This window comes from Pseudomonas sp. BNK-45 (genome assembly GCF_047456255.1).
Classification (GTDB): Bacteria; Pseudomonadota; Gammaproteobacteria; order Pseudomonadales; family Pseudomonadaceae; genus Aquipseudomonas.
Genome location: NZ_CP179909.1, coordinates 950,287 through 974,022, shown reverse-complemented (window position 1 = coordinate 974,022; position 23,736 = coordinate 950,287). Strand labels below are relative to the sequence as shown.

At 63.5% G+C, this 23,736-nt stretch carries 24 protein-coding genes; 7 read left to right on the top strand and 17 right to left on the bottom strand.

Annotated features, from left to right (window positions below):
* Window positions 1-9: 9 nt before the first annotated feature.
* Window positions 10-177: a rubredoxin gene (locus tag ACMGG8_RS04440; protein ID WP_025130776.1), complete on the bottom strand. Its 168-nt coding sequence runs from the start codon at window positions 175-177 to the stop codon at window positions 10-12.
* Window positions 178-379: 202 nt separating this feature from the next.
* Between ACMGG8_RS04440 and ACMGG8_RS04435 the strand changes: the two genes are divergently transcribed.
* Together ACMGG8_RS04435 and ubiA are read left to right on the top strand one after the other, a co-directional pair.
* Window positions 380-943, top strand: a complete 564-nt coding sequence (locus ACMGG8_RS04435; RefSeq protein WP_129405880.1) for a chorismate--pyruvate lyase family protein — start codon at window positions 380-382, stop codon at window positions 941-943.
* Complete coding sequence (gene ubiA / locus ACMGG8_RS04430) at window positions 943-1,833, top strand: 4-hydroxybenzoate octaprenyltransferase (RefSeq protein ID WP_060841757.1); 891 nt, start codon at window positions 943-945, stop codon at window positions 1,831-1,833. The genes ACMGG8_RS04435 and ubiA overlap by 1 nt, the downstream gene beginning before the upstream one ends.
* Window positions 1,834-1,937: 104 nt before the next feature.
* Here ubiA and ACMGG8_RS04425 read toward each other — a convergent pair whose 3' ends face one another.
* Window positions 1,938-2,321, bottom strand: a complete 384-nt coding sequence (locus ACMGG8_RS04425) for a hypothetical protein (RefSeq protein WP_060841758.1) — start codon at window positions 2,319-2,321, stop codon at window positions 1,938-1,940.
* Between the two features lie 151 nt (window positions 2,322-2,472).
* Between ACMGG8_RS04425 and phoB the strand changes: the two genes are divergently transcribed.
* From phoB to ACMGG8_RS04410, 3 genes are all read left to right on the top strand, one after another.
* Window positions 2,473-3,162, top strand: coding sequence for a phosphate regulon transcriptional regulator PhoB (gene phoB / locus ACMGG8_RS04420; protein WP_003177195.1), 690 nt, complete (start codon window positions 2,473-2,475; stop codon window positions 3,160-3,162).
* Window positions 3,163-3,258: 96 nt separating this feature from the next.
* Complete coding sequence (gene phoR / locus ACMGG8_RS04415) at window positions 3,259-4,587, top strand: phosphate regulon sensor histidine kinase PhoR (protein ID WP_414159232.1); 1,329 nt, start codon at window positions 3,259-3,261, stop codon at window positions 4,585-4,587.
* 117 nt (window positions 4,588-4,704) lie between these two features.
* A complete protein-coding gene (locus ACMGG8_RS04410) occupies window positions 4,705-6,045 on the top strand; it encodes a hemolysin family protein (protein WP_016964953.1) in 1,341 nt (446 codons plus the stop codon).
* Window positions 6,046-6,093: 48 nt separating this feature from the next.
* On the opposite strand, the gene ACMGG8_RS04405 is transcribed toward ACMGG8_RS04410, so the two are convergent.
* The 10 genes from ACMGG8_RS04405 to ACMGG8_RS04360 all read right to left on the bottom strand — a co-directional run bounded on the left by ACMGG8_RS04405 (window position 6,094) and on the right by ACMGG8_RS04360 (window position 17,804).
* Window positions 6,094-6,972, bottom strand: a complete 879-nt coding sequence (locus tag ACMGG8_RS04405; protein ID WP_414159231.1) for a peptidoglycan DD-metalloendopeptidase family protein — start codon at window positions 6,970-6,972, stop codon at window positions 6,094-6,096.
* A gap of 61 nt (window positions 6,973-7,033) precedes the next feature.
* Window positions 7,034-7,348: a helix-turn-helix domain-containing protein gene (locus ACMGG8_RS04400; RefSeq protein WP_414159230.1), complete on the bottom strand. Its 315-nt coding sequence runs from the start codon at window positions 7,346-7,348 to the stop codon at window positions 7,034-7,036.
* Window positions 7,341-7,676: a type II toxin-antitoxin system RelE/ParE family toxin gene (locus tag ACMGG8_RS04395; RefSeq protein WP_235759404.1), complete on the bottom strand. Its 336-nt coding sequence runs from the start codon at window positions 7,674-7,676 to the stop codon at window positions 7,341-7,343. Before ACMGG8_RS04395 ends, ACMGG8_RS04400 begins: the two co-directional genes overlap by 8 nt.
* A 435-nt stretch (window positions 7,677-8,111) precedes the next feature.
* Window positions 8,112-9,071: a response regulator gene (locus ACMGG8_RS04390; protein WP_060841762.1), complete on the bottom strand. Its 960-nt coding sequence runs from the start codon at window positions 9,069-9,071 to the stop codon at window positions 8,112-8,114.
* Between the two features lie 169 nt (window positions 9,072-9,240).
* Window positions 9,241-10,002 (bottom strand): phosphate signaling complex protein PhoU, encoded by a 762-nt coding sequence (gene phoU / locus ACMGG8_RS04385; RefSeq protein WP_016964958.1) that lies wholly within the window; start codon window positions 10,000-10,002, stop codon window positions 9,241-9,243.
* Between the two features lie 111 nt (window positions 10,003-10,113).
* The gene (pstB, locus tag ACMGG8_RS04380; RefSeq protein WP_060841763.1) at window positions 10,114-10,947 is read right to left on the bottom strand and encodes a phosphate ABC transporter ATP-binding protein PstB; all 834 of its coding nucleotides are present in this window, start codon (window positions 10,945-10,947) and stop codon (window positions 10,114-10,116) included.
* Between the two features lie 104 nt (window positions 10,948-11,051).
* Window positions 11,052-12,722 carry a phosphate ABC transporter permease PstA gene (pstA, locus tag ACMGG8_RS04375; RefSeq protein WP_060841764.1) on the bottom strand — a complete coding sequence of 557 codons (1,671 nt, stop codon included), beginning with the start codon at window positions 12,720-12,722 and terminating at the stop codon, window positions 11,052-11,054.
* Window positions 12,723-12,737: 15 nt separating this feature from the next.
* Window positions 12,738-14,771 carry an ABC transporter permease subunit gene (locus ACMGG8_RS04370; RefSeq protein WP_173655967.1) on the bottom strand — a complete coding sequence of 678 codons (2,034 nt, stop codon included), beginning with the start codon at window positions 14,769-14,771 and terminating at the stop codon, window positions 12,738-12,740.
* A 488-nt stretch (window positions 14,772-15,259) separates the two neighbouring features.
* Window positions 15,260-16,243 (bottom strand): phosphate ABC transporter substrate-binding protein PstS, encoded by a 984-nt coding sequence (locus ACMGG8_RS04365; RefSeq protein ID WP_016964962.1) that lies wholly within the window; start codon window positions 16,241-16,243, stop codon window positions 15,260-15,262.
* A 262-nt stretch (window positions 16,244-16,505) separates the two neighbouring features.
* Window positions 16,506-17,804 (bottom strand): MFS transporter, encoded by a 1,299-nt coding sequence (locus ACMGG8_RS04360; protein WP_129405873.1) that lies wholly within the window; start codon window positions 17,802-17,804, stop codon window positions 16,506-16,508.
* A gap of 393 nt (window positions 17,805-18,197) precedes the next feature.
* On the opposite strand from ACMGG8_RS04360, the gene ACMGG8_RS04355 reads away from it, so the two are divergent.
* Window positions 18,198-18,602: an acyl-CoA thioesterase gene (locus tag ACMGG8_RS04355; RefSeq protein ID WP_003229628.1), complete on the top strand. Its 405-nt coding sequence runs from the start codon at window positions 18,198-18,200 to the stop codon at window positions 18,600-18,602.
* Window positions 18,603-18,660: 58 nt separating this feature from the next.
* The gene (locus ACMGG8_RS04350) at window positions 18,661-19,560 is read left to right on the top strand and encodes a D-hexose-6-phosphate mutarotase (protein WP_060841767.1); all 900 of its coding nucleotides are present in this window, start codon (window positions 18,661-18,663) and stop codon (window positions 19,558-19,560) included.
* A gap of 216 nt (window positions 19,561-19,776) precedes the next feature.
* Here the strand turns inward: ACMGG8_RS04350 and ACMGG8_RS04345 are convergent, their stop codons facing one another.
* The 5 genes from ACMGG8_RS04345 to ACMGG8_RS04325 form a co-directional block, all read right to left on the bottom strand.
* Window positions 19,777-20,313, bottom strand: a complete 537-nt coding sequence (locus ACMGG8_RS04345; protein WP_060841768.1) for a DUF3299 domain-containing protein — start codon at window positions 20,311-20,313, stop codon at window positions 19,777-19,779.
* A 138-nt stretch (window positions 20,314-20,451) separates the two neighbouring features.
* The gene (locus ACMGG8_RS04340; protein WP_060841769.1) at window positions 20,452-20,697 is read right to left on the bottom strand and encodes a GlsB/YeaQ/YmgE family stress response membrane protein; all 246 of its coding nucleotides are present in this window, start codon (window positions 20,695-20,697) and stop codon (window positions 20,452-20,454) included.
* Between the two features lie 107 nt (window positions 20,698-20,804).
* Window positions 20,805-21,887 (bottom strand): 5-(carboxyamino)imidazole ribonucleotide synthase, encoded by a 1,083-nt coding sequence (locus ACMGG8_RS04335; protein ID WP_060841770.1) that lies wholly within the window; start codon window positions 21,885-21,887, stop codon window positions 20,805-20,807.
* Window positions 21,888-21,898: 11 nt separating this feature from the next.
* Entirely contained in the window at window positions 21,899-22,390 is a 492-nt protein-coding gene (purE, locus tag ACMGG8_RS04330) for a 5-(carboxyamino)imidazole ribonucleotide mutase (protein ID WP_016967060.1), read from the bottom strand.
* A 307-nt stretch (window positions 22,391-22,697) separates the two neighbouring features.
* Complete coding sequence (locus ACMGG8_RS04325) at window positions 22,698-23,612, bottom strand: LysR substrate-binding domain-containing protein (RefSeq protein WP_060841771.1); 915 nt, start codon at window positions 23,610-23,612, stop codon at window positions 22,698-22,700.
* Window positions 23,613-23,736 lie beyond the last annotated feature (124 nt).

Below are 23,736 nucleotides of genomic sequence, written 5' to 3'. Positions count from 1 at the left end.
AAAAGTCGATCAAGCGATCTCGATCATTTCGAAATCCATCTTGCCCACGCCGCAGTCCGGGCAGAGCCAGTCTTCGGGCACGTCTTCCCAACGGGTCCCCGGCAAAATACCGTCGTCCGGCCAGCCTTCCGCTTCGTTATAGATCAGGCCGCAGACCACACATTGCCACTTTTTCATTGCTGCATTTCCTCGGGAGTTCAGGCTCGGTCGATGAATCGACTCTAAAGGCCACGCTGATCAGCGTTCGGCACTGGGGTTTTTTACTGATCACTACCGGCAGATGCAAGCAGGTTCGTGTCGCCGGACGTCCTGGATCAATCAAAATCGCCGATCGTCATGCTAAGCTCGCCGCCTCATTTGCTGCCAATACTGACCCACTGTGCCGCACTCAATGCCCCCCGCTCCGGCCCCCACCTGGCTGGCGCAAAGCCGTCTGTCCCCCTTCCCCGGCGCAGCCGTGGCCAACTGGCTGTTCGATGAAGGGTCGCTGACCCGGCGCCTGACCCGCCTTTCGCAAAACGGCTTCAGCGTCACGCCGCTGGTGGAAGAATGGCAAACCCTGCGCCACGACGAATGCGTCGCCCTGGACCTGCCCGAACACAGCATCGGCTGGGTCCGCGAGGTGTACCTGCGGGGCCACGGTGAAGCCTGGGTCTTCGCCCGCAGCGTCGCCGCCCGCAGTGCCCTGGAAGACGGCGGCCTGAACATCGATGAGCTGGGCAGCCGCTCCCTGGGTGAACTGCTGTTCTGCGACCAGGCCTTTGCCCGCCGTCCCATCGAGGTCTGCCGCTATCCACAGGCCTGGCTGCCCGACGCGGTGGCCAGCGACGGACTCTGGGGCCGTCGCTCGCGCTTCGATCGCGGCCCCTTGAGCCTGCTGGTGGCCGAAGTCTTCCTGCCCAGCCTGTGGCGCGCCATCCAAGCCCAACCGGAGGCCTGCTGATGTACCTGAGCCTGCTCAAATCCCTCAATCGCCTGCACCCGCGGGCCTGGGACTTCCTGCAACTGGCGCGCATGGACAAGCCCATCGGCATCTATCTGCTGCTGTGGCCGACCCTGGTGGCCCTGTGGATCGCCGCCGAGGGCAAGCCGTCCCTGAGCCATGTGCTGATCTTCACCTTCGGCGTGGTCCTGACCCGCGCCGGCGGCTGCGCCATCAACGATTTCGCCGACCGCAAGGTCGACGGCCAGGTCAAGCGCACCGACCAGCGGCCCCTGGCCACCGGCAAGGTCAGCGCCAAGGAAGCCCTGGCGCTGTTCGCGATACTGATGGGCGCCGCCTTCCTGCTGGTGCTGTGCACCAACGCCACCACGGTCTGGCTGTCGTTCGGCGCCCTGGCCCTGGCCGCCTGCTACCCCTTCATGAAGCGCTACACCTATTACCCGCAAGTGGTGCTGGGGGCCGCGTACTCCTGGGGCATCCTGATGACCTTCACCGCGCAGAACGGCGAACTGCCGGCCACTGCCTGGCTGCTGTACATCGCCAATCTGCTGTGGACCGTGGGCTATGACACCTACTACGCCATGACCGACCGCGACGACGACCTGAAGATCGGGGTCAAGTCCACGGCGATCCTGTTCGGCGACGCCGACCGGGTGATCATTCTCACCCTGCAGGGCCTGTCACTGGGCTGCCTGCTGCTGGCCGGGGCGCGCTTTAACCTGGGGGGCTGGTTCCACCTGGGGCTGCTGGTGGCGGCGGGGTGTTTTGCCTGGGAGTTCTGGTACACCCGGGATCGCGACCGGATGAAGTGCTTCAAGGCCTTCCTGCACAACCACTGGGCGGGCATGGCGATCTTTATCGGCGTGGTGCTGGATTACGCGTTGCGCTAGCGCGTCAGGCAAGGCCCTGCGGGCCTTTTCGCAGCTTCGCCATGGCTCAGCAGCGGCTACAGAGATCGGTGTAGCCGCTGCCGCAGGCTGCGAACGGCCCGAGGTCAGTCGGACTTGGCGACCTTCCAGGCGCCGTCCATCTTGCCGTCACCGGTCATGTCGCCGGCCTTCTTGTCCATCACGAAGCTGTACAGCGGCTTGCCGTCATAGGCCCATTGCATCTTGCCGTCGTCACGCTTGATCACCGTCCACTTGCCCATGGCCTTGTCGCTGCCTTCGGCCATCAGCGGCGGCCAGTTGGCGGCGCATTTGTCGTTGCACATGGACTTGCCACCGGTGTCCTTGGCAAAGGTGTAGAGGGTCATGCCCTGGAGATTGACCAGCACGCCGTCCTTGCTCATCGCCGGGTCGGCGGCCAGGGCGAATGTCGGCAGGGCCAGGACAGCGCCCACCAGCAGGACTTTCAACGATTGCTTGAACAGAGTCATGGAAACCTTCTTTTGTGGTTGTCAGGAATCGGACTCAAAGCTTAGTCGACGAACAAGCACCGCGCTGCGCCACCTGAAATACTGTCACACGACTGCAATAATTCCGTTATCTAATGCGGCGCAAGACAGTTAAATGACAAGAGGTTCCAGCATGGTTGGCAGAAGCATTCTGATCGTTGACGACGAAGCGCCGATTCGCGAAATGATCGCCGTCGCGTTGGAAATGGCCGGCTATGACTGCATGGAGGCAGAGAACTCCCAGCAGGCCCATGCCATCATCGTCGACCGCAAGCCGGACCTGATCCTGCTGGACTGGATGCTCCCCGGCACCTCCGGCATCGAGCTGGCGCGACGCCTCAAGCGCGACGAACTGACCGGTGACATCCCGATCATCATGCTCACCGCCAAGGGCGAAGAGGACAACAAGATCCAGGGCCTGGAAGTCGGCGCCGACGACTACATCACCAAGCCGTTCTCCCCCCGCGAGCTGGTGGCGCGCCTCAAGGCCGTGCTGCGCCGCGCCGGCCCCACCGACGGCGAAGCACCGATCGAAGTCGGCGGCCTGCTGCTGGACCCCATCAGCCACCGGGTGACCATCGACGGCAAGCCGGCGGAAATGGGCCCCACCGAATACCGCCTGCTGCAGTTCTTCATGACCCATCAGGAACGCGCCTACACCCGCGGCCAACTGCTGGATCAGGTCTGGGGCGGCAATGTGTACGTCGAGGAACGCACCGTGGACGTGCACATCCGCCGGCTACGCAAAGCCCTGGGTGACGCCTACGAGAATCTGGTACAAACCGTGCGCGGCACCGGCTATCGTTTTTCCACCAAGGCCTAACAACAGCGGCAAGCTATAAGCCACAAGCGGCAGGTTGATGACCGACCGCCTCTGAACTTGCAGCTTGCGGCTTACAGCATGGAGCTGCTTTTCAACGTGAATCAAAACTGGCATGGCACCCTGATTCGCCACCTGTTGCTGTTGATCACCGGCTGCCTGCTGGTGGGCCTGATCAGCGGCTACTACGGTTGGAGCCTGGCCGCCGGCTTGGGGCTCTACCTGGCCTGGACCCTCAAGCAGCTGCTGCGCCTGCACGAATGGCTGCGCCTGCATCAACCCGATGAAGCGCCGCCCGATGGCTATGGCCTGTGGGGCGAAGTCTTCGACAGCATCTATCACCTGCAACGCCGCGATCAGCGGGTACGCGGGCGCCTGCAGGCGGTGATCGACCGGGTCCAGGAGTCCACTGCGGCGCTGAAAGACGCGGTGATCATGCTCGACAGCGACGGCAACCTGGAATGGTGGAACCGCGCCGCCGAAACCCTGCTGGGGCTCAAGACACCCCAGGACAGCGGCCAGCCGGTGACCAACCTGGTGCGCCACCCGCGCTTCAAGGAGTACTTCGAGCAGGACAACTACGCCGAACCGCTGGAAATCCCTTCTCCGGCCAACGACCGGGTGCGCATCCAGCTGTACATCACCCGCTACGGCAACAATGAGCACCTGATGCTGGTGCGCGATGTGACCCGCATCCACCAGCTGGAACAGATGCGCAAGGATTTCATCGCCAACGTGTCCCACGAGCTGCGCACCCCGCTGACGGTGATCTGCGGCTACCTGGAAACCCTGCTGGACAACGTCGACGAAGTGAACCCGCGCTGGAGCCGCGCCCTGCAGCAGATGCAGCAGCAAGGCGGACGCATGCAGACCCTGCTCAACGACCTGCTGTTGCTGGCCAAGCTGGAAGCCACCGACTACCCGTCGGACAACCAGCCGGTGCCCATCGACGCGCTGCTGCAATCGATCAAGAGCGATGCCCAGGCGCTGTCCGGGGAGCGCAACCAGCGCATCAGCCTGGAGGCCGATGGCTCGGTGCAACTCAAGGGCAGCGAAGCGGAACTGCGCAGCGCCTTCTCCAACCTGGTGTTCAACGCGGTGAAATACACCCCGGCCGAAGGCAATATCCGCATTCGCTGGTGGGGTGACGACCAGGGCGCGCACCTGAGCGTGCAGGATTCGGGGATCGGCATCGACAACAAGCACCTGCCGCGCCTTACTGAACGCTTCTACCGGGTGGACTCGAGCCGCAACTCCAACACCGGCGGCACCGGCCTGGGCCTGGCCATCGTCAAGCACGTGCTGCTGCGCCACCGCGCGCGCCTGGAAATCAGCAGCGTGCTGGGCCACGGCAGCACCTTTACCTGCCATTTCGCCCCGGCCCAGGTGAAAAAAACCGCGACCCCCAGCCTGACCGAACAGCGCTGACCGTGGCGTGCCCCTAGGCAATCGCCCTGTCAGCCGCTACATTGCGTAGCTTGTGCCTGCCCTTCAGGCACCGCCTTTCCTTCTTTTTCGAATACACGGAACCCGCAAAACTCCATCATGGACCCTTCCCCTGGTTTTACCCTCGCGTCTCTGTTCGCCGACTTCGGCATGATTCTTTTTGCTCTGATCCTGGTCCTGCTCAACGGTTTTTTCGTTGCCGCAGAGTTCGCCATGGTCAAGCTGCGCTCGACCCGGGTCGAAGCCATCGCCCACAAGAACGGCTGGCGCGGGCAGATCCTGCGCACCGTGCACAGCCAGCTCGATGCCTACCTTTCGGCCTGCCAGCTGGGTATCACCCTGGCCTCCCTAGGCCTGGGCTGGGTCGGCGAGCCGGCCTTCGCCCACCTGCTGGAGCCACTGCTGGGCGCGGTGGGGGTCAACTCCCCGGAAGTGATCCGCGGCGTGTCGTTCTTTACCGCGTTCTTCATCATTTCCTACCTGCACATCGTGGTCGGCGAGCTGGCGCCCAAGTCCTGGGCGATCCGCAAGCCCGAGCTGCTGTCGCTGTGGACCGCGGTGCCGCTGTACCTGTTCTACTGGCTGATGTACCCGGCCATCTACCTGCTCAACGCCAGCGCCAACACCATTCTGCGCATCGCCGGCCAGGGCGAGCCCGGCCCGCACCACGAGCACCACTACAGCCGTGAAGAACTCAAGCTGATCCTGCACTCCAGCCGCGGCCAGGACCCCAGCGACCAGGGCATGCGCGTGCTGGCCTCGGCCGTGGAAATGGGCGAACTGGAAGTGGTGGACTGGGCCAACTCCCGGGAAGACCTGATCAGCGTCGAATTCAACGCGCCGCTCAAGGAAATCCTCGCCCTGTTCCGCCGCCACAAGTTCAGCCGCTACCCGGTCTACGACAGCGAGCGCAACGAGTTCGTCGGCCTGCTGCACATCAAGGACCTGCTGCTGGAACTGGCGGCCCTGGACCACATTCCCGAGTCGTTCAACCTGGCCGAGCTGACCCGCCCGCTGGAGCGCGTGTCGCGGCACATGCCGCTGTCGCAACTGCTGGAGCAGTTCCGCAAGGGCGGTTCGCACTTCGCCCTGGTGGAAGAAGCCGACGGCAAGGTGATCGGCTACCTGACCATGGAAGACGTGCTGGAAGTGCTGGTGGGCGACATCCAGGACGAACACCGCAAGACCGAGCGCGGCATCCTCGCCTATCAGCCGGGCAAGCTGCTGGTGCGCGGTGACACCCCGCTGTTCAAGGTCGAGCGCCTGCTGGGCATCGATCTGGACCATATCGAAGCCGAAACCCTCGCCGGCCTGGTGTACGAAACCCTGAAACGGGTGCCGGAAGAGGAAGAAGTGCTGGAAGTCGAAGGCCTGCGCATCATCATCAAGAAGATGAAAGGGCCGAAGATCATCCTGGCCAAGGTGCTGATGCTGGATTGACGGGCCCCTCGGCCCGTTCGCCGGCACGCCGGCGCCTACAGCAGCGGGTCATTTCTTGCCCAGGGTAAAATTCGGCAGATCCCCCAGCGGCTGGTTGAATTGATAGGGAATCGACACCAGCCCCAGCCCGGTATTGCGCTGCACCACGAAATGCAGGTGCGGCCCGCTGCTGTTGCCGGTGTTGCCCGACAACCCCAGCGGGCTGCCCACCGCCACCCGCTGCCCTTCCCGCACACTCACCGAACCTTGCTTGAGGTGCAGGTACACGCCCATGGTGCCGTCGTCGTGCAGCACCCGGACGAAGTTGCCCGCCGGGTTGTCGCCCCGCCCGTTCTGGGCGTTCTCGGTCTTGACCACCACCCCGCCACGCGCAGCAATGATCGGCGTGCCCACCGGCATGGCGATGTCCATTGCGTATCGGCTCCTGGGCCCGAAATGGCTGTATTGGCCATTGGCCCCCTGGGTCAGGCGAAACGGCCCGCCGCGCCAGGGCAGCGGGTAGCGATAGGCCTGGGCGGCGCCTGCCGGGTCGCCCAGGGAATAACGGAACCTGGGGACATAGCTCAAGGGCTGGTCGGCACGAGTCGCCGTGAGCAGCGCCAGACGCTGCCTGCTGCGGGCCGGCAGCACCTGGCGAATCGGCTGCCCGGGCGCGCCACTGACATTGTTCAGCCCGGTAAAACCCAGCTCGATCTGCACCGGGGCGTACAGGTCATTGCGCACATACAGCGCCTCCACACCCTTGTGCTTGTGGATATCCAGGTGCTCTTCCATGCGGTCGTGAAACACGAACGCCTGGGCTCCCGGCGCAGGCCGATCGCTGTAGGACACCACGCCATCGGCGTCGACGGATTTGTAGACGGTCATCGCCGCCAGCGAGGTGGCCAGCAGGGACAGTCCGCACAACAGCAGCAGGCGCACAAGCATTGGGCAGCCTCTTGGCAGGTTATGCAGGCACGCTAACAGCCGGATATGGAGCTTGTGTGAATCAGGCCGGGGCCAGAGGGTGCGGGCCCGACGCGTCGAAATGGATATCCACCCTCAGTTGCGCGGCCTCCGACAGGTTGACCAGGGCATCAAGGGAGAACTTGTTGATCTTGCCGCTGAGCACGTCATTGAGGCGTGGCTGGGAGATGTTGAGGCGCTTGGCCGCCTCCTTCTGCGATACCCCCCAGGCTTGCACGGTCTTGCCCAGTTCAAGCATCAGCTTGGCCCGCAGGCGCATGTTGGCGGCCTCCTGGGGCGTGGCTTCAAGGGCGTCCCAGACGCTGGCAAAGCGCTGGTTGATCGGTTGGTCAGTCATGGCGTGAACCTGCTTCTTGATATCTGGCACGAGCCAGCTCGATATCCCGCGCTTCGGTCTTGCGGGTGGTCTTGCGCACCGCGTGCAGCACATAGATGGCTGCGGGCCGCCTGACCACATAGAACACCCGAAACGCCCCTGAATCCTCATGGATCCTGATTTCGAAAACGCCCGGACCGATGGTTTTCACCGACCTGCAATCGTAGGGCTGTTCCCCCTGCTGCAGCAGATCCAGCTGGTAACCGGCGGCCCGGCGGGCATCTTCGGGGAACGCCCGGAGATCCCGCAGCGCGCTCCCGACAAACACCACATCCTTGTGCCTGGGCATCGAACCTCTCCTGTGAATGACCAGGAACAAGGCTAATCAACATGGCCAGGAGCGACCGCGCCGGGTTGTTTCAAGGCATGGCCGCAAGCGCTTAAAGACACGGAGCGCTATGAGCAATCTATATCCAAACAGATATAAATCAAGGGCAAAAAAATCAATCGGACGTACGGCAGAACGTATCGAGGGGGACGGCGAAGGCCTTGCGGCCTGAGGGTTACGGCCTAGGTTGCGAGTGGTTCGCTCGATAGCGGGATGGTGCAGCAGGCCGTCTCAGCGCAAGGCAAAAATCCGCAACGGGAAAAGTGTTTTCCGCAGATTTCCGCAGCTTTGATCCTCGTAGGAGCCGGCTTGCCGGCGAAGAGACCCGCAAGCCTTGTGTTGCTCTTGTGGACGCTTTCGCTGGCAAGCCAGCTCCTACGAAGCGGACTGGGAGGATCAGGCGCCGGGAACGAAATGCTTCTGCGCGGTACCGCGGGCGATCAGGCGCGAGATGTAGTCGAGCTTCTGCGCGTCCTGGTCGACGAAACGGAAGGTCAGTTGCAGCCACTCGCTGTCCGGCTTGGGCTCCAACGCCACCACCGCATGCAGGTAGCCATTGAGCCGTGCCACTTCGGCGTTGTCGCCCTGCTCCAGGTCCAGCACCGCGCTTTCCAGCACCTGGGGCAGGCTGTCGGTACGCTTCACCACCAGCAACGCTTCCTTGATGCTCAGGGCCTTGATCACGCACTGCTGATTGCCGCTGGACAGGCGCAACTGGCCCTGGCCACGACCGCCACTGGCCGCTGTCGCGGGCGCCGGAGCCTTGACCGGAGGGCTGTTGAGCAAGCCGCGCGCCGGCGCTGCGGCTGCAGGGGCCGGTGCAGGGGCCGCAGCCGCCGGTTTGGCGAACGGATTGACCGGAGCCGAAGCCGCCCCCACCACCGCCGGCTTGCCACCGGTCAGGGCGCTCAGGGAGTCATTGCCGAAAGCCGAGTTCATCTTGGTCGGAGCGCTGTTCATCAAGGTGTCGAGCTTGCCGACCTTGTTCAGCGCCTGCTTGACCTTGGTCAGCAGCTGTTCGTTGGTGAAAGGCTTGCTCACATAACCGGACACCCCGGCCTGGATCGCCTGCACCACGTTTTCCTTGTCGCCACGGCTGGTGACCATGACGAAGGGCATGGCTTTGAGCGCCTCTTGCCCACGGCACCAGGTCAGCAGCTCAAGGCCGGACATTTCCGGCATCTCCCAGTCGCACAGGACCAGGTCGAAGGCTTCGCGGGCGAGCATCGCCTGGGCCTTCTTGCCGTTGATCGCGTCTTCGATCTTGATGCCAGGGAAGTAGTTGCGCAGGCACTTCTTCACCAGGTCACGAATGAACGAAGCGTCGTCCACCACCAACACACTTACCTTACTCATCGACCACCCCTTTAAAAATCCCGGCAAGCATAACGCTGGCTGATGGCACTTTGCCAAAACTCTTCAGTCACGCCGGGACTTTTCGTTCGCGGGTGCTGCTTTTTTTCAAATGTGAGGGGCCCAAACAAAAACGCCCGGCCAAAGGGCCGGGCGCTCTTCTCGGGCACTCTTACTTATCGTCAGCTTGATCCGGAACATTAGCGGATTCGCCACTTGTGCCTTCAACTTCTTCCTTCATGCGCTTGAGTCCCAGATGGCGTACATCGGTGCCGCGCACCAGGTAAATCACCAGCTCGGAAATGTTGCGCGCGTGATCGCCGATCCGCTCCAGCGAGCGCAGCACCCAGATAATGCTCAGGACCCGCGAGATAGAGCGCGGGTCTTCCATCATGTAGGTGGCCAGCTCGCGCAACGCGGTCTTGTATTCGCGGTCGATGATCTTGTCGTACTGGGCCACGGAAAGTGCCAGGTCGGCATCGAAGCGGGCAAACGCGTCGAGGGCGTCGCGCACCATGTTGCGCACCTGGTCGCCGATATGCCGCACTTCCACGTAGCCGCGCGGGGCCTCGCCCTCTTCGCACAGCTGGATGGCCCGACGGGCGATCTTGGTGGCTTCGTCGCCGATGCGCTCCAGGTCGATCACCGACTTGGAGATGCTGATGATCAAGCGCAGGTCGGAGGCCGCCGGCTGGCGACGGGCGAGGATACGCAGGCATTCCTCGTCGATGTTGCGCTCCATCTGGTTGATCTGGTCGTCGATCTCGCGCACCTGCTGGGCCAGGCCGGAGTCAGCCTCGATCAGCGCGGTGACCGCGTCGTTGACTTGCTTCTCCACCAGCCCGCCCATGGCCAGCAGGTGGCTGCGCACCTCTTCCAGCTCGGCATTGAACTGTTGGGAGATGTGATGGGTTAACCCTTCCTTCGAAATCATGGTTTGCTCCGCAAAAGCTGTGAGCTGCAAGCTACAAGCTGCAAGCTATCTATGTCGTTACCCTGAACCGCTCTCACTTGCCGCTTGAAGCTTGCGGCTTGCAGCTGCTTTCTAGCCGTAACGCCCGGTGATGTAGTCTTCGGTCTGCTTCTTCGCCGGGTTGGTGAACAGCGTGTCGGTGTCACCGAACTCCACCAGTTTGCCCATGTACATGAACGCGGTGTAGTCGGAAACCCGCGCCGCCTGCTGCATGTTGTGGGTCACGATGACGATGGTGAACTTGGACTTGAGCTCGTAGATCAGCTCTTCGACCTTCAGGGTCGAGATCGGGTCCAGGGCCGAGCAGGGTTCGTCCAGCAGCAGCACTTCCGGCTCCACGGCGATGGTGCGGGCAATCACCAGACGCTGCTGCTGGCCGCCGGACAGGCCCAGGGCCGAATCATGCAGGCGGTCCTTGACCTCGTCCCACAACGCCGCGCCCTTGAGCGCCCATTCCACGGCCTCGTCGAGCACGCGCTTCTTGTTGATGCCCTGGATGCGCAAGCCGTAGACCACGTTTTCATAGATGGTCTTGGGGAACGGGTTGGGCTTCTGGAACACCATGCCGACCCGGCGACGCAGCTCGGCCACGTCTTCGCCCTTGCGGTAGATGTTGTTGCCGTAGAGGTTGATCGCTCCCTCCACGCGGCAGCCGTCCACCAGGTCGTTCATGCGGTTGAAGGTCCGCAGCAGGGTCGACTTGCCGCAGCCGGATGGGCCGATGAAGGCGGTCACGCGCTGCTTGGGGATGTTCATGCTGACGTCGAACAGCGCTTGTTTCTCGCCGTAGAACAGGCTCAGGCCGGGCACTTCGATGGCCACGGTTTCCTGTTCCAGGCTCAGGCTCTGCTTGTCGCGGCCCAGGGCGGACATGTTGATGCCATGGGAATGGGTTTCGTGTTGCATGGTCTCACTCCGTTCGTAGCTGCAAGCTTTTAGCTGCAAGCCGCAAGTTAGGGCAAAGCGGCGCTCCGCCTGGAGCTTGCCGCTTATGGCTTAAAGCTTGAGTGTTAGCTGTCCAGCGCCTTGTATTTCTCGCGCAGGTGGTTACGGATCCACACGGCCGACAGGTTCAGGGTGGCGATCACCAGCACCAGCAGCAGCGCGGTGGCGTAGACCAAAGGCCGCGCGGCCTCGACGTTGGGGCTCTGGAAGCCGACGTCGTAGATGTGGAAGCCCAGGTGCATGATCTTCTGGTCCAGGTGCAGGTACGGGTAGTTGCCGTCCAGCGGCAGCGACGGTGCCAGTTTCACCACGCCCACCAGCATCAGCGGCGCCACTTCACCGGCGGCGCGGGCCACCGCGAGGATCATCCCGGTCATCATCGCCGGGCTGGCCATCGGCAGGACGATCTTCCACAGCGTCTCGGCCTTGGTCGCACCCAGGGCCAGGGACCCTTCGCGCACGGTGCGGGGAATTCGCGCCAGGCCTTCCTCGGTGGCCACGATCACCACCGGCACCGCCAGCAGCGCCAGGGTCAGGGACGCCCAGAGCAGGCCCGGGGTGCCGAAGGTCGGCGCCGGCAGGGCCTCGGGGAAGAACAGCCGGTCCACGGAACCGCCCAGCACGTAGACGAAGAAGCCCAGGCCGAACACCCCGTAGACGATGGCCGGAACCCCCGCCAGGTTGTTCACGGCGATGCGGATCACCCGGGTCAGGGTGTTCTGCTTGGCGTATTCGCGCAGGTAGACCGCCGCCAGCACGCCGAACGGGGTGACGATCATGGCCATGATCAGGGTCATCATCACGGTGCCGAAGATCGCCGGGAAGATCCCGCCTTCGGTGTTGGCTTCACGGGGGTCGTCGCTGAGGAATTCCCAGACCTTGCTGAAGTAGAAGCCGATCTTGGTGAAGGTGCCCATGGCGTTCGGCTGGTAGGCGTGCACCACCTTGCCCAGGCCGATCTCGATTTCCTTACCGTTGGCATCGCGAGCGGTCAGGCTGTCACGGTTGAACTGGGCGTGCAGGTCGCTCAGGCGCGCCTCGATCTCCTGGTAACGGGCATTGAGTTCGGCGCGCTCGGCGTCCATGTCGGCCTGGGCGGCGGCGTTCATCTTGCCGTCCAGTTCCAGCTTGCGACCGTGCAGGCGGATGCGTTCCAGACCGGCGTTGATCGCGCCGATGTCGGATTTTTCCAGGGTCTTGAGCTGGGCCGCCAGCTGGTTCACCCGGTTGATCCGCGCTTGCAGCTCGGGCCAGGCGGCCTCGCCTTCGGCGATCACCTTGCCGCTTTCCTTGACGTTGACCAGGTAGCCGTAGAAGTTGCCCCACTCACGGCGCTCGATGGCCATCAGCTCTTTCGGGTAGCTCTGGTTGGTCAGCCACTCGCCGACGATCCAGGTGAAGTCGTTGCCGTTCAGGTCACGGTTGCCGACCTTGATCAGCTCCCGGGTCATGAACTCCGGGCCCTGGTCGGGCACCGGCAGGCCGGCGCTCTTCAGGCGTGCCCGGGGCACTTCTTCCTTCTGCACCACTTCACCGATGACCAGGTGGTTGGCCTGGCCCGGCACGTCATAGCTGGCATGCACCAGGTCCGCCGGCCAGAAGTGGCCGAGGCCGCGCACGGCAATCACCGCCAGCAGGCCGATGGTCATGATGACCGCGATGGACACCGCGCCACCGCTGATCCAGACGCCCGGGGCGCCGCTCTTGAACCAGTCTTTTAGGGAGTTCTGTTTCACAGACTTCTACCTTTCTTAAAGCGACGAGTATTTCTTGCGCAGACGCTGACGAATCAGCTCGGCGAGGGTGTTCATGACGAAGGTGAACAGCAGCAGCACCAGCGCCGAGAGGAACAGCACGCGGTAGTGGCTGCCGCCGACTTCCGATTCGGGCATTTCCACCGCGACGTTGGCGGCCAGGGTGCGCAGGCCTTCGAACAGGTTCATTTCCATGACCGGGGTGTTGCCGGTGGCCATCAGCACGATCATGGTCTCGCCCACGGCGCGGCCCATGCCGATCATCAGCGCCGAGAAAATCCCCGGGCTGGCGGTGAGAATCACCACCCGCGTCATGGTCTGCCACGGCGTGGCGCCCAGGGCCAGGGAGCCCAGGGTCAGGCCGCGGGGCACGCTGAACACGGCGTCTTCGGCGATCGAGTAGATGTTCGGGATCACCGCAAAGCCCATGGCCAGGCCGACCACCAGGGCGTTGCGCTGGTCGTAGGTGATGCCTAAGTCATGGGAGATCCACATGCGCATGTCGCCGCCGAAGAACCAGTTCTCCATGAACGGGCTCATGTACAGCGAGAGGAAGCCCACCAGGATGATCACCGGGATCAGGATCGCGCTCTCCCAGCCGTCCGGCACTTTCAGGCGCAGCGACTCGGGCAGGCGGCTCCAGGCGAAACCGGCCACCAGGATGCCGATCGGCAGCAGGAGCAGCAGGCTGAAGATGCCCGGCAAGTGGCCCTCGACATAAGGCGCGAGGAACAGGCCGGCGAAGAAGCCGAGGATCACCGTCGGCATCGCTTCCATCAGCTCGATCACCGGCTTGACCTTGCGGCGCATGCCCGGGGCCATGAAGTAGGCGGTGTAGATCGCCGCCGCCACCGCCAATGGCGCCGCCAGCAGCATGGCGTAGAACGCCGCCTTCAGGGTGCCGAAGGTCAGCGGCGACAGGCTCAGCTTGGGTTCGAAATCGGTGTTGGCCGCGGTGGATTGCCAGACGTATTTAGGCTCGTCGTAGTTCTCGTACCAGACCTTGCTCCACAGCGCGCTCCAGGACACTTCCGGGTGCGGGTTGTCCAGCAGCAGCGGTTGCAGCTTGCCGCCGGCCTCGACGATCACCCGGTTGGCCCGTGGCGACAGACCGAACAGGCCCTGTCCGTCCACCACCTGGTCCACCAGCAGAGTGCGATGGGCGGTGCTGTGGAACACCCCGAGCTTGCCAGCGGCGTCCAGGGCGACGAAGCCCTTGCGACGCTCTTCGGCGGTGATCTCAACGATGGGCGTGGTGCCCATCTGGAAGGTGCGGATCTGCTTCAGGCGCAGCTCGCCATCCGCATCGCGGGCCATGAACCACTGGGCCAGGCCGCCCTTGGAGGTGCCGATGATCAGCGAGATGCCACCCACCAGCTGGGTGCTGGCGGTGACTTCGGCATTGGCGTCGTCCAGCAGTTTGTAGCGACCGTTAAGGCTCTTGTCCCGCAGGCTGAACACGTCGGCCAGGGCCCGGCCATTGATCACATACAGCCATTGCTGGCGCGGATCGATGTACATCGCCTTGACCGGCTCGGTCATCTGCGGCAGCTCGATGCGGCTCTGCTCGCTGGTGACTTCGCCGGTCATCATGTTTTCTTCGCGGGTCAGCTTCAGCACATGCAACTGCGCCCCGGTGGAACCGGCGACGATCAGCGACGAATCGCTGGCATTGAGATTGACGTGCTCCAGGGCACCGCCCTGCTCGTTCAGGGTGATCGGGGTTTCGCCGTAGGGGTACTCGATGGCTGGCGAGATGGTCTTCTTGCCGTCCGGGTAGCTGACCTTGTAGGTGTGGCGGAACACCAGGGCCTGGCCGTTGGACAGACCGACCACCACCAGCGGATTGCCGGGCTGGTCCTTGCCGATGGAGGTGACGCTGGCGCCCGCCGGGATCGGCAGGTCGACCTTGCGCAGCTCGGCGCCGCTGTCGATGTCGAAGAACAGCGCCTGGCCCTTGTCGGAGACGCGCATGGCCACCTGGTTCTGCTCTTCCAGGGAGAACATCAGCGGCTTGCCGGCGTCCTGCATCCAGGCGGGGGTCAGCGGGTCCTTGGCGGTCAGCTCGGCACCCTGGAACAGCGGCGCGACGACATAGGCGAGGAAGAAGAAGATCAGGGTGATCGCACCCAGCACGGCCAGGCCGCCCACCAGGACGTACCAGCGGGTCAGACGGTCTTTGAGCGCGCGGATACGGCGCTTGCGTTGCAGCTCAGGCGTATTGAAGTCAATGCGCTTGGGGGGAGAAGTCGTAGTCATGGTGGAGTTGGCCAGATCATTCATGCGCACACCCTAGCGATCCTGTATGACAGAAAGATGACAATGCAGTGACGCAACAAATCCGCCGCGTGGCAGCGCCGGCAGCGGACAGAAAATGAGGTTGTAAGAGCTGGCCGGTCGACGACCAGCGCCTTGAGCCCTGGTCGCCCTTGCGGGCGCTTTGGCTGGCAAGCGCAACGCCGCCCGGCCAGCTCCTACGGATACGACAGGGTCCGGGGGCCGGACCCTTGTGCGGCGGCTTATGCGCCTTCTTTCAGGCCCAGGTCAGCCAGGGCCTTGGCGGCCACCTTGGCAGGCAGTGGGATGTAGCCGTCTTTGACCACCACTTCCTGACCCTGTTTGGACAGGACCAGTTTCACGAACTCGGCTTCCAGCGGGGCCAGAGGCTTGTTCGGGGCCTTGTTGACGTAGACGTAGAGGAAGCGCGACAGCGGGTACTTGCCGTTCAGGGCGTTTTCTTCGGTGTCTTCGATGAAGTCGCTGCTGCCTTTCTTGGCCAGGGCCACGGTCTTCACGCTGGCGGTCTTGTAGCCGATGCCCGAGTAGCCGATGCCGTTCAGCGAGGAGCTGATGGACTGCACAACGGACGCCGAGCCGGGTTGTTCGTTGACGTTAGGCTTGTAGTCGCCTTTGCACAGGGCTTCTTCCTTGAAGTAGCCGTAGGTGCCGGATACCGAGTTGCGACCGAACAGCTGGACCGGCTTGTTGGCCAGGTCGCCCTTCACGCCCAGGTCGCCCCAGGTCTTCACTTCTTCCTTGGCGCCGCACAGACGAGTCGAGGAGAAGATCGCATCGACCTGTTCCATGGTCAGGTGCTGGATCGGGTTGTCCTTGTGCACGAACACTGCCAGGGCGTCCACGGCCACCGGGATAGCGGTTGGCTTGTAGCCGTACTTCTGCTCGAAGGCCGCGAGTTCCGTGTCCTTCATCTTGCGGCTCATTGGGCCCAGGTTGGAGGTGCCTTCGGTCAGGGCGGGTGGCGCGGTGGCGGAGCCGGCGGCCTGAATCTGAATGTTGACGTTCGGGTATTCTTTTTTGTAGTTCTCGGCCCACAGGGTCATCAGGTTCGCCAAGGTATCGGAACCGACGCTGGACAGGTTGCCCGACACACCAGTGGTCTTGGTGTAGCTCGGGATAGCAGGGTCAACAGCGGCAACCGCGTGGGCAGTCGCAACGCCAGCGGCGACAAAGGTCATTGCCGCCATCAAACGCTTCAGTTTCATGCCTTACTCCTAGCAGATAGGGTGTGTTAAGTCGGGGCCAAGTATCTGTAGGCCGTGTGAACACTCTATGTCCGGAATATGACAATTAGATGAAAGGCCAGCACTCCTGAACGGAAGCTGGCCTTTCTTTATACGGCGATAAAAAACTCTGTAGCCGCTGCCGCAGGCTGCGACCGACCCGCAGGGTCGCGACACTCTTCAGCGCCCAGCAGGGCCTGCGGCCCTGTCGCAGCCTGCGGCAGCGGCTACAAGCTGGTGGCGATCAGCGGCCCTTGGCCCACAGGTACAGGCCGACCAGCAGGCCGATGCCGCAGATGATTGCAACGTAATAGGCCGGCCCCATCGGGCTTTCCTTGAGCAACCAGGTCACCACCATTGGCGTCAGGCCGCCGAAGATCGCGTAGGCCAGGTTGTAGGAAAACGACAGGCCACTGAAACGCACCACCGCTGGGAACGCCTTGACCATCACATAAGGCACCGCGCCGATGGTGCCGACAAACAGACCGGTCAGGGCATACATCGGGAACAGCCACTGCGGGTTATCCAGCAAGCCGTGATAGAAGGTCCAGGAGGTGGCCAGCAGCAAGGCACTGCCGAACACGAACACCTTGCCAGCGCCGAAACGATCCGCCAGAACCCCGGAGATCACGCAGCCCAGGCTCAGGAACACAATGGCCAGGCTGTTGGCTTCCAGGGCGGTGATGGCCGGGAATTTATAGACCGTCTGCAGCACGGTGGGGGTCATCAGGATCACCACGATGATCCCGGCGGACAGCAGCCAGGTCAGCAGCATGGAAATCACGATGGCGCCGCGGTGATCGCGCAGCACTGCGCGCAGCGGCAGCTCTTCGGCCAGGGCCTTGCGCTGTTGCAGCTCGGCGAACACCGGGGTTTCGTGCAGCAGGCGGCGCAGGTACACCGAGAACAGGCCGAACACCCCGCCCAGCAGGAACGGGATCCGCCAAGCGTAGTCCGCCACTTCCACCGGGGTATAGATGCTGTTGATCGCCGTGGCCACCAGCGAGCCCAGGAGAATCCCGGCGGTCAGGCCCGACGTCAGGGTGCCGCAGGCATAGCCGATGTGCCGCTGCGGCACGTGTTCGGAAACGAAGACCCAGGCCCCGGGCACTTCGCCGCCAATGGCCGCGCCCTGGATCACCCGCATCAGCAACAGCAGGATCGGCGCCCACATGCCGATCTGCGCGTAGGTCGGCAAGAGGCCCATGATCAGGGTCGGCACCGCCATCATGAAGATGCTCAGGGTGAACATCTTCTTGCGCCCCAGCAGGTCGCCGAAGTGGGCCATGACGATCCCGCCCAGGGGACGAGCCAGGTAGCCGGCGGCGAAGATGCCGAAGGTCTGCATCAGGCGCAGCCACTCGGGCATGTCCGCCGGGAAGAACAGCTTGCCGACCACGGTGGCGAAGAACACGAAGATGATGAAGTCGTAGAACTCCAGCGCCCCGCCCAGGGCGGACAGGGACAAGGTCTTGTAGTCACTACGGGTCAGCGGACGGGCGGGTTGCGCAGATTGCGCGGCGCTCGCGGGCACAGTGGTCATGGCAAGGGCTTCTCTTATTAGTCGGTTCTGGAAGCCGCAACAGCGCTGGTTGGGGCCTGGCAGGTTCGGCACGATAGCAAATTGTTCGAATGCGTACACAGCAGCGCACAAATGACTCACAAATTTGCGAACTGAGTGGGTCGTCGCGGAGTCTATCGACCGATATACTCGCAAACCGCGGAGCGCAAAGCCGCTCCTGGCAAGGGTTGTTGTGCGAAAACGCTGCTGCGCGCCCCAGTCCCTGGACAGTGCCAGTCGATTTCGCAGAGTTTCCCTTTAGCACGCCTTGGAAAGAACGTGACGAACGCAGTGTGTTCGGGCTGAATCGTTTTTCCTGAAGACGGCTATTCACCTGAAGTACCCATGAAGCGTCACGGGTCAGAGGCCCCTCGCATGATAGAGCTCGAACAAGAAGATCCAATCCCGCAAGGCGACCTGGCCCTGCAAATCACCGCCTTGCCCCGTGAAACCAACGGCTTTGGCGATATTTTCGGCGGCTGGCTGGTGGCGCAGATGGACCTGGCGGGCACCGCCATGGCCAGCCGCGTCGCCGGTGGCCGGGTGGCCACGGTGGCCATCGACCGCATGGCGTTCCTGGTGCCGGTGGCCGTGGGCGCGCAGCTGTCCTTCTATACCCAGACCCTGGAAATCGGCCGCAGCTCGATCCAGATGATGGTCGAAGTGTGGAGCGACGACCCGTTGTCCAGCGAATGGCGCAAGGTCACCGAGGCGGTATTCGTGTTCGTCGCCATCGACGGCAGCGGCCGCACCCGCTCGGTTCCACCCCGCGCCCGTTAAACCTGGAGGCGGTCATGCGCGCCATGCCCGCCCAAACCTTGCGAACGAGAACAGCAGCATGCCTACGCCCCAGGTCGAAACCGTCAAACTGGATGAACTGAACTGCTGGCGCATCCGCCACGGTGACGCCGAACTGCTGGTGGCCCAGCAAGGCGCGCACATCCTCAGTTATCAGGTGGCTGGGCAACAGCCGCTGATCTGGCTCAACGACGAGGCCGTGTTCAAAAGCGGCAAGAGCATCCGCGCCGGGGTTCCGGTGTGCTGGCCCTGGTTCGGCAACCTGGCGCGCAACCCGCAAAGTGTGCAGGCCATGCGCCAGAGCGCTGAACCGGCACCGGCCCACGGCCTGGTGCGAGCCACCGACTGGGAGCTGCTGGGCATCGAAAGCCAGGGCGACAGCCTGCTGGTAGAACTGCGCCTGCCCTGCCCCGCTGGCGGTTTTCCCGGCTGGCCCCATACAGTGGAACCGCGCCTGAGCATCCGCCTCGACCAGCAACTGCACATCAGCCTCAGCAGCCACAACCTGGGTACTGAAAGCGTGAGCATCAGCCAGGCGTTGCACAGCTATTTCGCCGTCAGTGATGTGCGCAATGTGCAGGTCGAAGGCCTGGACGGGCTGAGCTACATCGAAACCCTGGAAGACTGGACCACCAAGGTCCAGCAAGGCGCCCTGCACTTTAGCGGCGAGACTGATCGCATCTATCTGAACGTCCCGGCGCAGTTGGAGATCGTCGACCCCGAGTGGCAACGACGGATTCGCCTGACCAGCGCAGGCTCGCGCACCGCGGTGATCTGGAACCCCTGGATCGACCGCGCCGCGCAGTTCAGCGACATGGCCGACGACGGCTGGCAGCGCATGCTGTGCATCGAGACCGCCAACGTGATGGACGACATCGTCACCCTGGCCCCCGGCGCCCGCCACACCCTGAGCGTGAGCATCGGCGCCGCCCCGCTCTGACCCACGATTGCGCTGATGGGCCCTGTGTTCAGGCTGGGCGTGGCGAGGGAGCTTGCTCCCGCTGGAAGGCGCAGCCTTCCCAAGTCCTGAATCCGCGGTCTGTCAGGCAGAACGCGTACTCAGGTCTTGCGGCCGCTACGCGCCCGAGCGGGAGCAAGCTCCCTCGCCACAACAGCCCTCCTGGCCCCAAATTCCTGGCTAATCCCCTCAGTCCCGCTACAGGTCGGATTCCTGCACCACCCGTACCTTCGCCGCATCCAGGGCGTAGGCCGCGTCAGCCAGGTCATTGCTGACCTTCTCGATCTTCAGGGTTCCGGTCACCCACAGCGGCGTGTAGATATCGTCCAGCTTCACGCCCTTGGGAAAGCGCACCAGCACCAGCTGGTTGGGCGGCGGTGGCGGCACGTGGATGCAGGCACCCGGGTACGGCACCAGGAAGAACAGCGTGCTGCGGCCCTTGGCATCGGCTTCCAGCGGCACCGGGTAGCCGCCCAGGCGGATCTGCTTGTCGTTCATCGCCGGCACGGTCTTGGTGGAATACATCACCGCCGGCAAGCCCTTGCTCTGCTTCAGGCCGCCCTTGTCGGTGAAGGTGCCGTTGGCTTCGGGGGAGTTGTGGTCGATTTCCGGCATCTGCTCCAGGGCCTTCTGGTCCGACTTGGGCATCAGCTCCAGCCAGTCGGTTTCCGGCAGTTCGCCAGCGTGGGCCAGGCCGCAGCCCAGCAGAACAAAGGTCAATAGAAGACGGCGCATGAGAGGCTGGCTCGGTCAAAAAGGAAGGACGGAAAAACCCGGGCATTCTAGTGCCCAAACCGTCGGCTGCGTTGAAGTTTCAGATGAAGAAAAGGGCTCCCCTCTGCCCGAGCGGCAGAGGGGGCTTGCAGGGGGGAATCAGCTTTTCTTGATAAAGCCGTAGATCACCAGCAGGACGATCGCGCCCACCAGCGCACCGATGAAACCGGCACCCTGGCCCGCATGGTAGATACCCAGCGCCTGACCGCCATAAGTGGCCGCCAGCGAACCGCCGATACCCAGCAGGATGGTCATGATCCAGCCCATGCTGTCGTCTCCCGGCTTGAGGAAACGCGCCAGCAGACCAACGATCAAGCCGATGAAAATGGTTCCGATAATGCCCATGGCTGTTCCTCTGTAAGGGGGGATCAAGCCAAAGCCTAGTCAGCGCTCTGGCCTCCCGCTATCAGAGAACGGCGGGAAACGAAGGTTCCCGCCAGCCGGTGGATTTGTTACTCGGCGATCAGCGCTTGCACCTTGAGGATCTGCGCTTGCAGGGTCGCCTGATCGGCGCAACGCAGGTTGGCGTGGCCGACCTTGCGCCCGGCCTTGAAGGCCTTGCCGTAGTGATGCAGGTGGCAGTCGTCGATGGCGATGACCTGGTCCACCGGCGGCACCTGGCCGATGAAGTTGATCATCGCGCTCTCACCGACCTTGGCCGTGGAGCCCAGGGGCAGGCCGGCCACCGCCCGCAGGTGGTTTTCGAACTGGCTGCACTCGGCGCCTTCGGTGGTCCAGTGCCCGGAGTTGTGCACCCGCGGGGCGATCTCGTTGGCCTTGAGGCCACCGTCGACTTCGAAGAACTCGAAAGCCATCACGCCGACATAATCCAGCTGCTTGAGCACGCGGCTGGAGTAGTCCTCGGCCAGAGCCTGCAGCGGGTGATCGCTGCTGGCCACCGACAGGCGCAGGATGCCGCTGTCGTGGGTGTTGTGCACCAGCGGGTAGAAACGGGTTTCCCCGTCACGGGCACGCACGGCGATCAGCGAGACTTCGCCGGTGAACGGCACGAAGCCTTCCAGCAGGCAAGGCACGCTGCCCAGTTCGGCGAAGGTGCCGGCAACGTCGGCGGCGCTGCGCAGGACCTTCTGGCCCTTGCCGTCGTAACCCAGGGTGCGGGTCTTGAGCACGGCCGGCAGGCCGATGCGCGCCACGGCGGCGTCGAGATCCGCCTGGGACTGGATGTCGGCGAACTCGGGGGTAGGAATCCCCAGGTCCTTGAACATGCTCTTCTCGAACCAGCGATCGCGGGCGATGCGCAAGGCTTCGGCGCTCGGGTAGACCGGCACGAACTGCGAAAGGAAGGCCACGGTTTCCGCCGGCACGCTCTCGAATTCGAAGGTCACCAGGTCCACTTCATCGGCCAGCTGGCGCAGGTGGTCCTGGTCGCCGTAGTCGGCCCGCAGGTGTTCGCCCAGGGCAGCGGCACAGGCGTCCGGCGCCGGGTCGAGAAAAGCGAAGTTCATTCCCAGCGGAGTCCCCGCCAGGGCCAACATGCGGCCCAACTGGCCGCCACCGATTACACCGATCTTCATCGTCAACAACCTCAGGCGACGCGCGGGTCTGGATTGTCCAGGACGCTGTCTGTCTGTTCAGCACGGAATTTTTTCAGCACCGCATGAAACTGCGGGTGCTTGGCGCCCAGGATGCTCGCCGAGAGCAGGGCCGCGTTGATCGCGCCAGCCTTGCCGATGGCCAGGGTGGCCACGGGGATGCCGGCGGGCATCTGCACGATGGACAGCAGCGAATCCACGCCCGAGAGCATCGACGACTGCACCGGCACGCCCAGTACCGGCAGGTGGGTCTTGGCCGCGCACATGCCCGGCAAGTGCGCCGCGCCGCCGGCACCGGCGATGATCACCTCGATGCCACGCGCCTCAGCCTCTTCGGCGTACTGGAACAGCAGGTCCGGGGTGCGGTGAGCGGACACCACCTTCACCTCGTAAGGGATGCCGAGCTTTTCCAGCATATCGGCGGTGTGGCTAAGGGTGGACCAATCGGACTTGGAGCCCATGATCACGCCAACCAGTGCACTCATCGTCGTGCCTCTTCTCTCTGGGCGCCCGCAGGCGCGTCAAAAACAACAAGCCACGCGAAAATGCGTGGCTTGACTGTACGAATTATGGCCGGACGAACCGGCCGAAGGCCGCGCAGTATACCGAAAAAGCCGCGCTAAACGCACTTTCGCCGACCATCTGTCGAACAAAGTATTTCCGGCGCAAAACCCCGGTTTTATTGACTCCCAGGTCAATCCCGTACCCCTCGTAGGAGCTGGCTTGCCAGCGAACAGGCCAGCCCTGCGATCACCACCCTCCCGACCGACGCTTTCGCCGGCAAGCCGGCTCCTACGTGGCCGCGGCTTGTGCGGCGGCGCCTTCAAGCTTGCGCCAGAGCAAACGCACGTTGGCCTTGCGCACCAGGGCGCAGCGGTACAGGCGGATCTCCAGCGGCACATGCCATTGCGCGCCGCCGCACACCACCAGCTCGCCCCGGGCCAGCTCGGCCCGCACGCTCAACTGCGGCACCCAGGCAATGCCCAGCCCTTCCAGGGCCATGCTTTTAAGGCTGTCGGCCATGGCAGTTTCATAGACCGTGGTGAATCGCAGGTTGCGCTGGCGCAACAGCAGGTTCACCGAACGCCCGAGAAAGGCCCCGGCGCTGTAGGCCAGCAGCGGCACGCTGGATTCCCCTTCCAGGTCGAACAGCGGCTTGCCCTGGGGGTTGGCGGCGCACACCGGCAGCATCTCGGTGTGCCCCAGGTGCAGCGAGGGGAAGATTTCCGAGTCCATCTGCAAGGCCGCGTCCGGGTCATAGAAGGCCAGCATCAGGTCGCAGCCGCCTTCGCGCAGGGCGTGCACCGCGTCACCGACGTTGGTGGCCACCAGCCGCGTGGCGATGTTCAGCCCTTCGTTGCGCAGTTGCGCGATCCAGCGCGGGAAGAAGCCCAGCGCCAGGGAGTGAGCCGCCGCCACCTGCATCACCTCGCCCTGGCCACCTTCCAGATGATGCAGGTGACGCACCACCTCGCCGAGCTGTTCGACCACGGTGCGCGCGGTGACCAGGAACAGCTGCCCCGCCGCCGTCAGTTCCACCGGCGTGCGCGAGCGGTTGACCAGGGTCAGGCCCAGGGCCGCTTCCAGGCTGCGAATGCGCCGGCTGAAGGCTGGCTGGGTCACGAAACGTCGCTCGGCAGCCTGGGAAAAGCTGCGGGTGGCGGCCAGGGCACTGAAGTCCTCGAGCCATTTGCTTTCCAGATTCATCACGTCCTCCCGGACACGCACCATTTTAGGTCACACGCTCGCCGACAAAGCGGCGTCACACCGGCATTATGCCGAATATGCATAGCCCAGTGTTTAACAGCATTGGCCCAAAAAATCCCTTCGG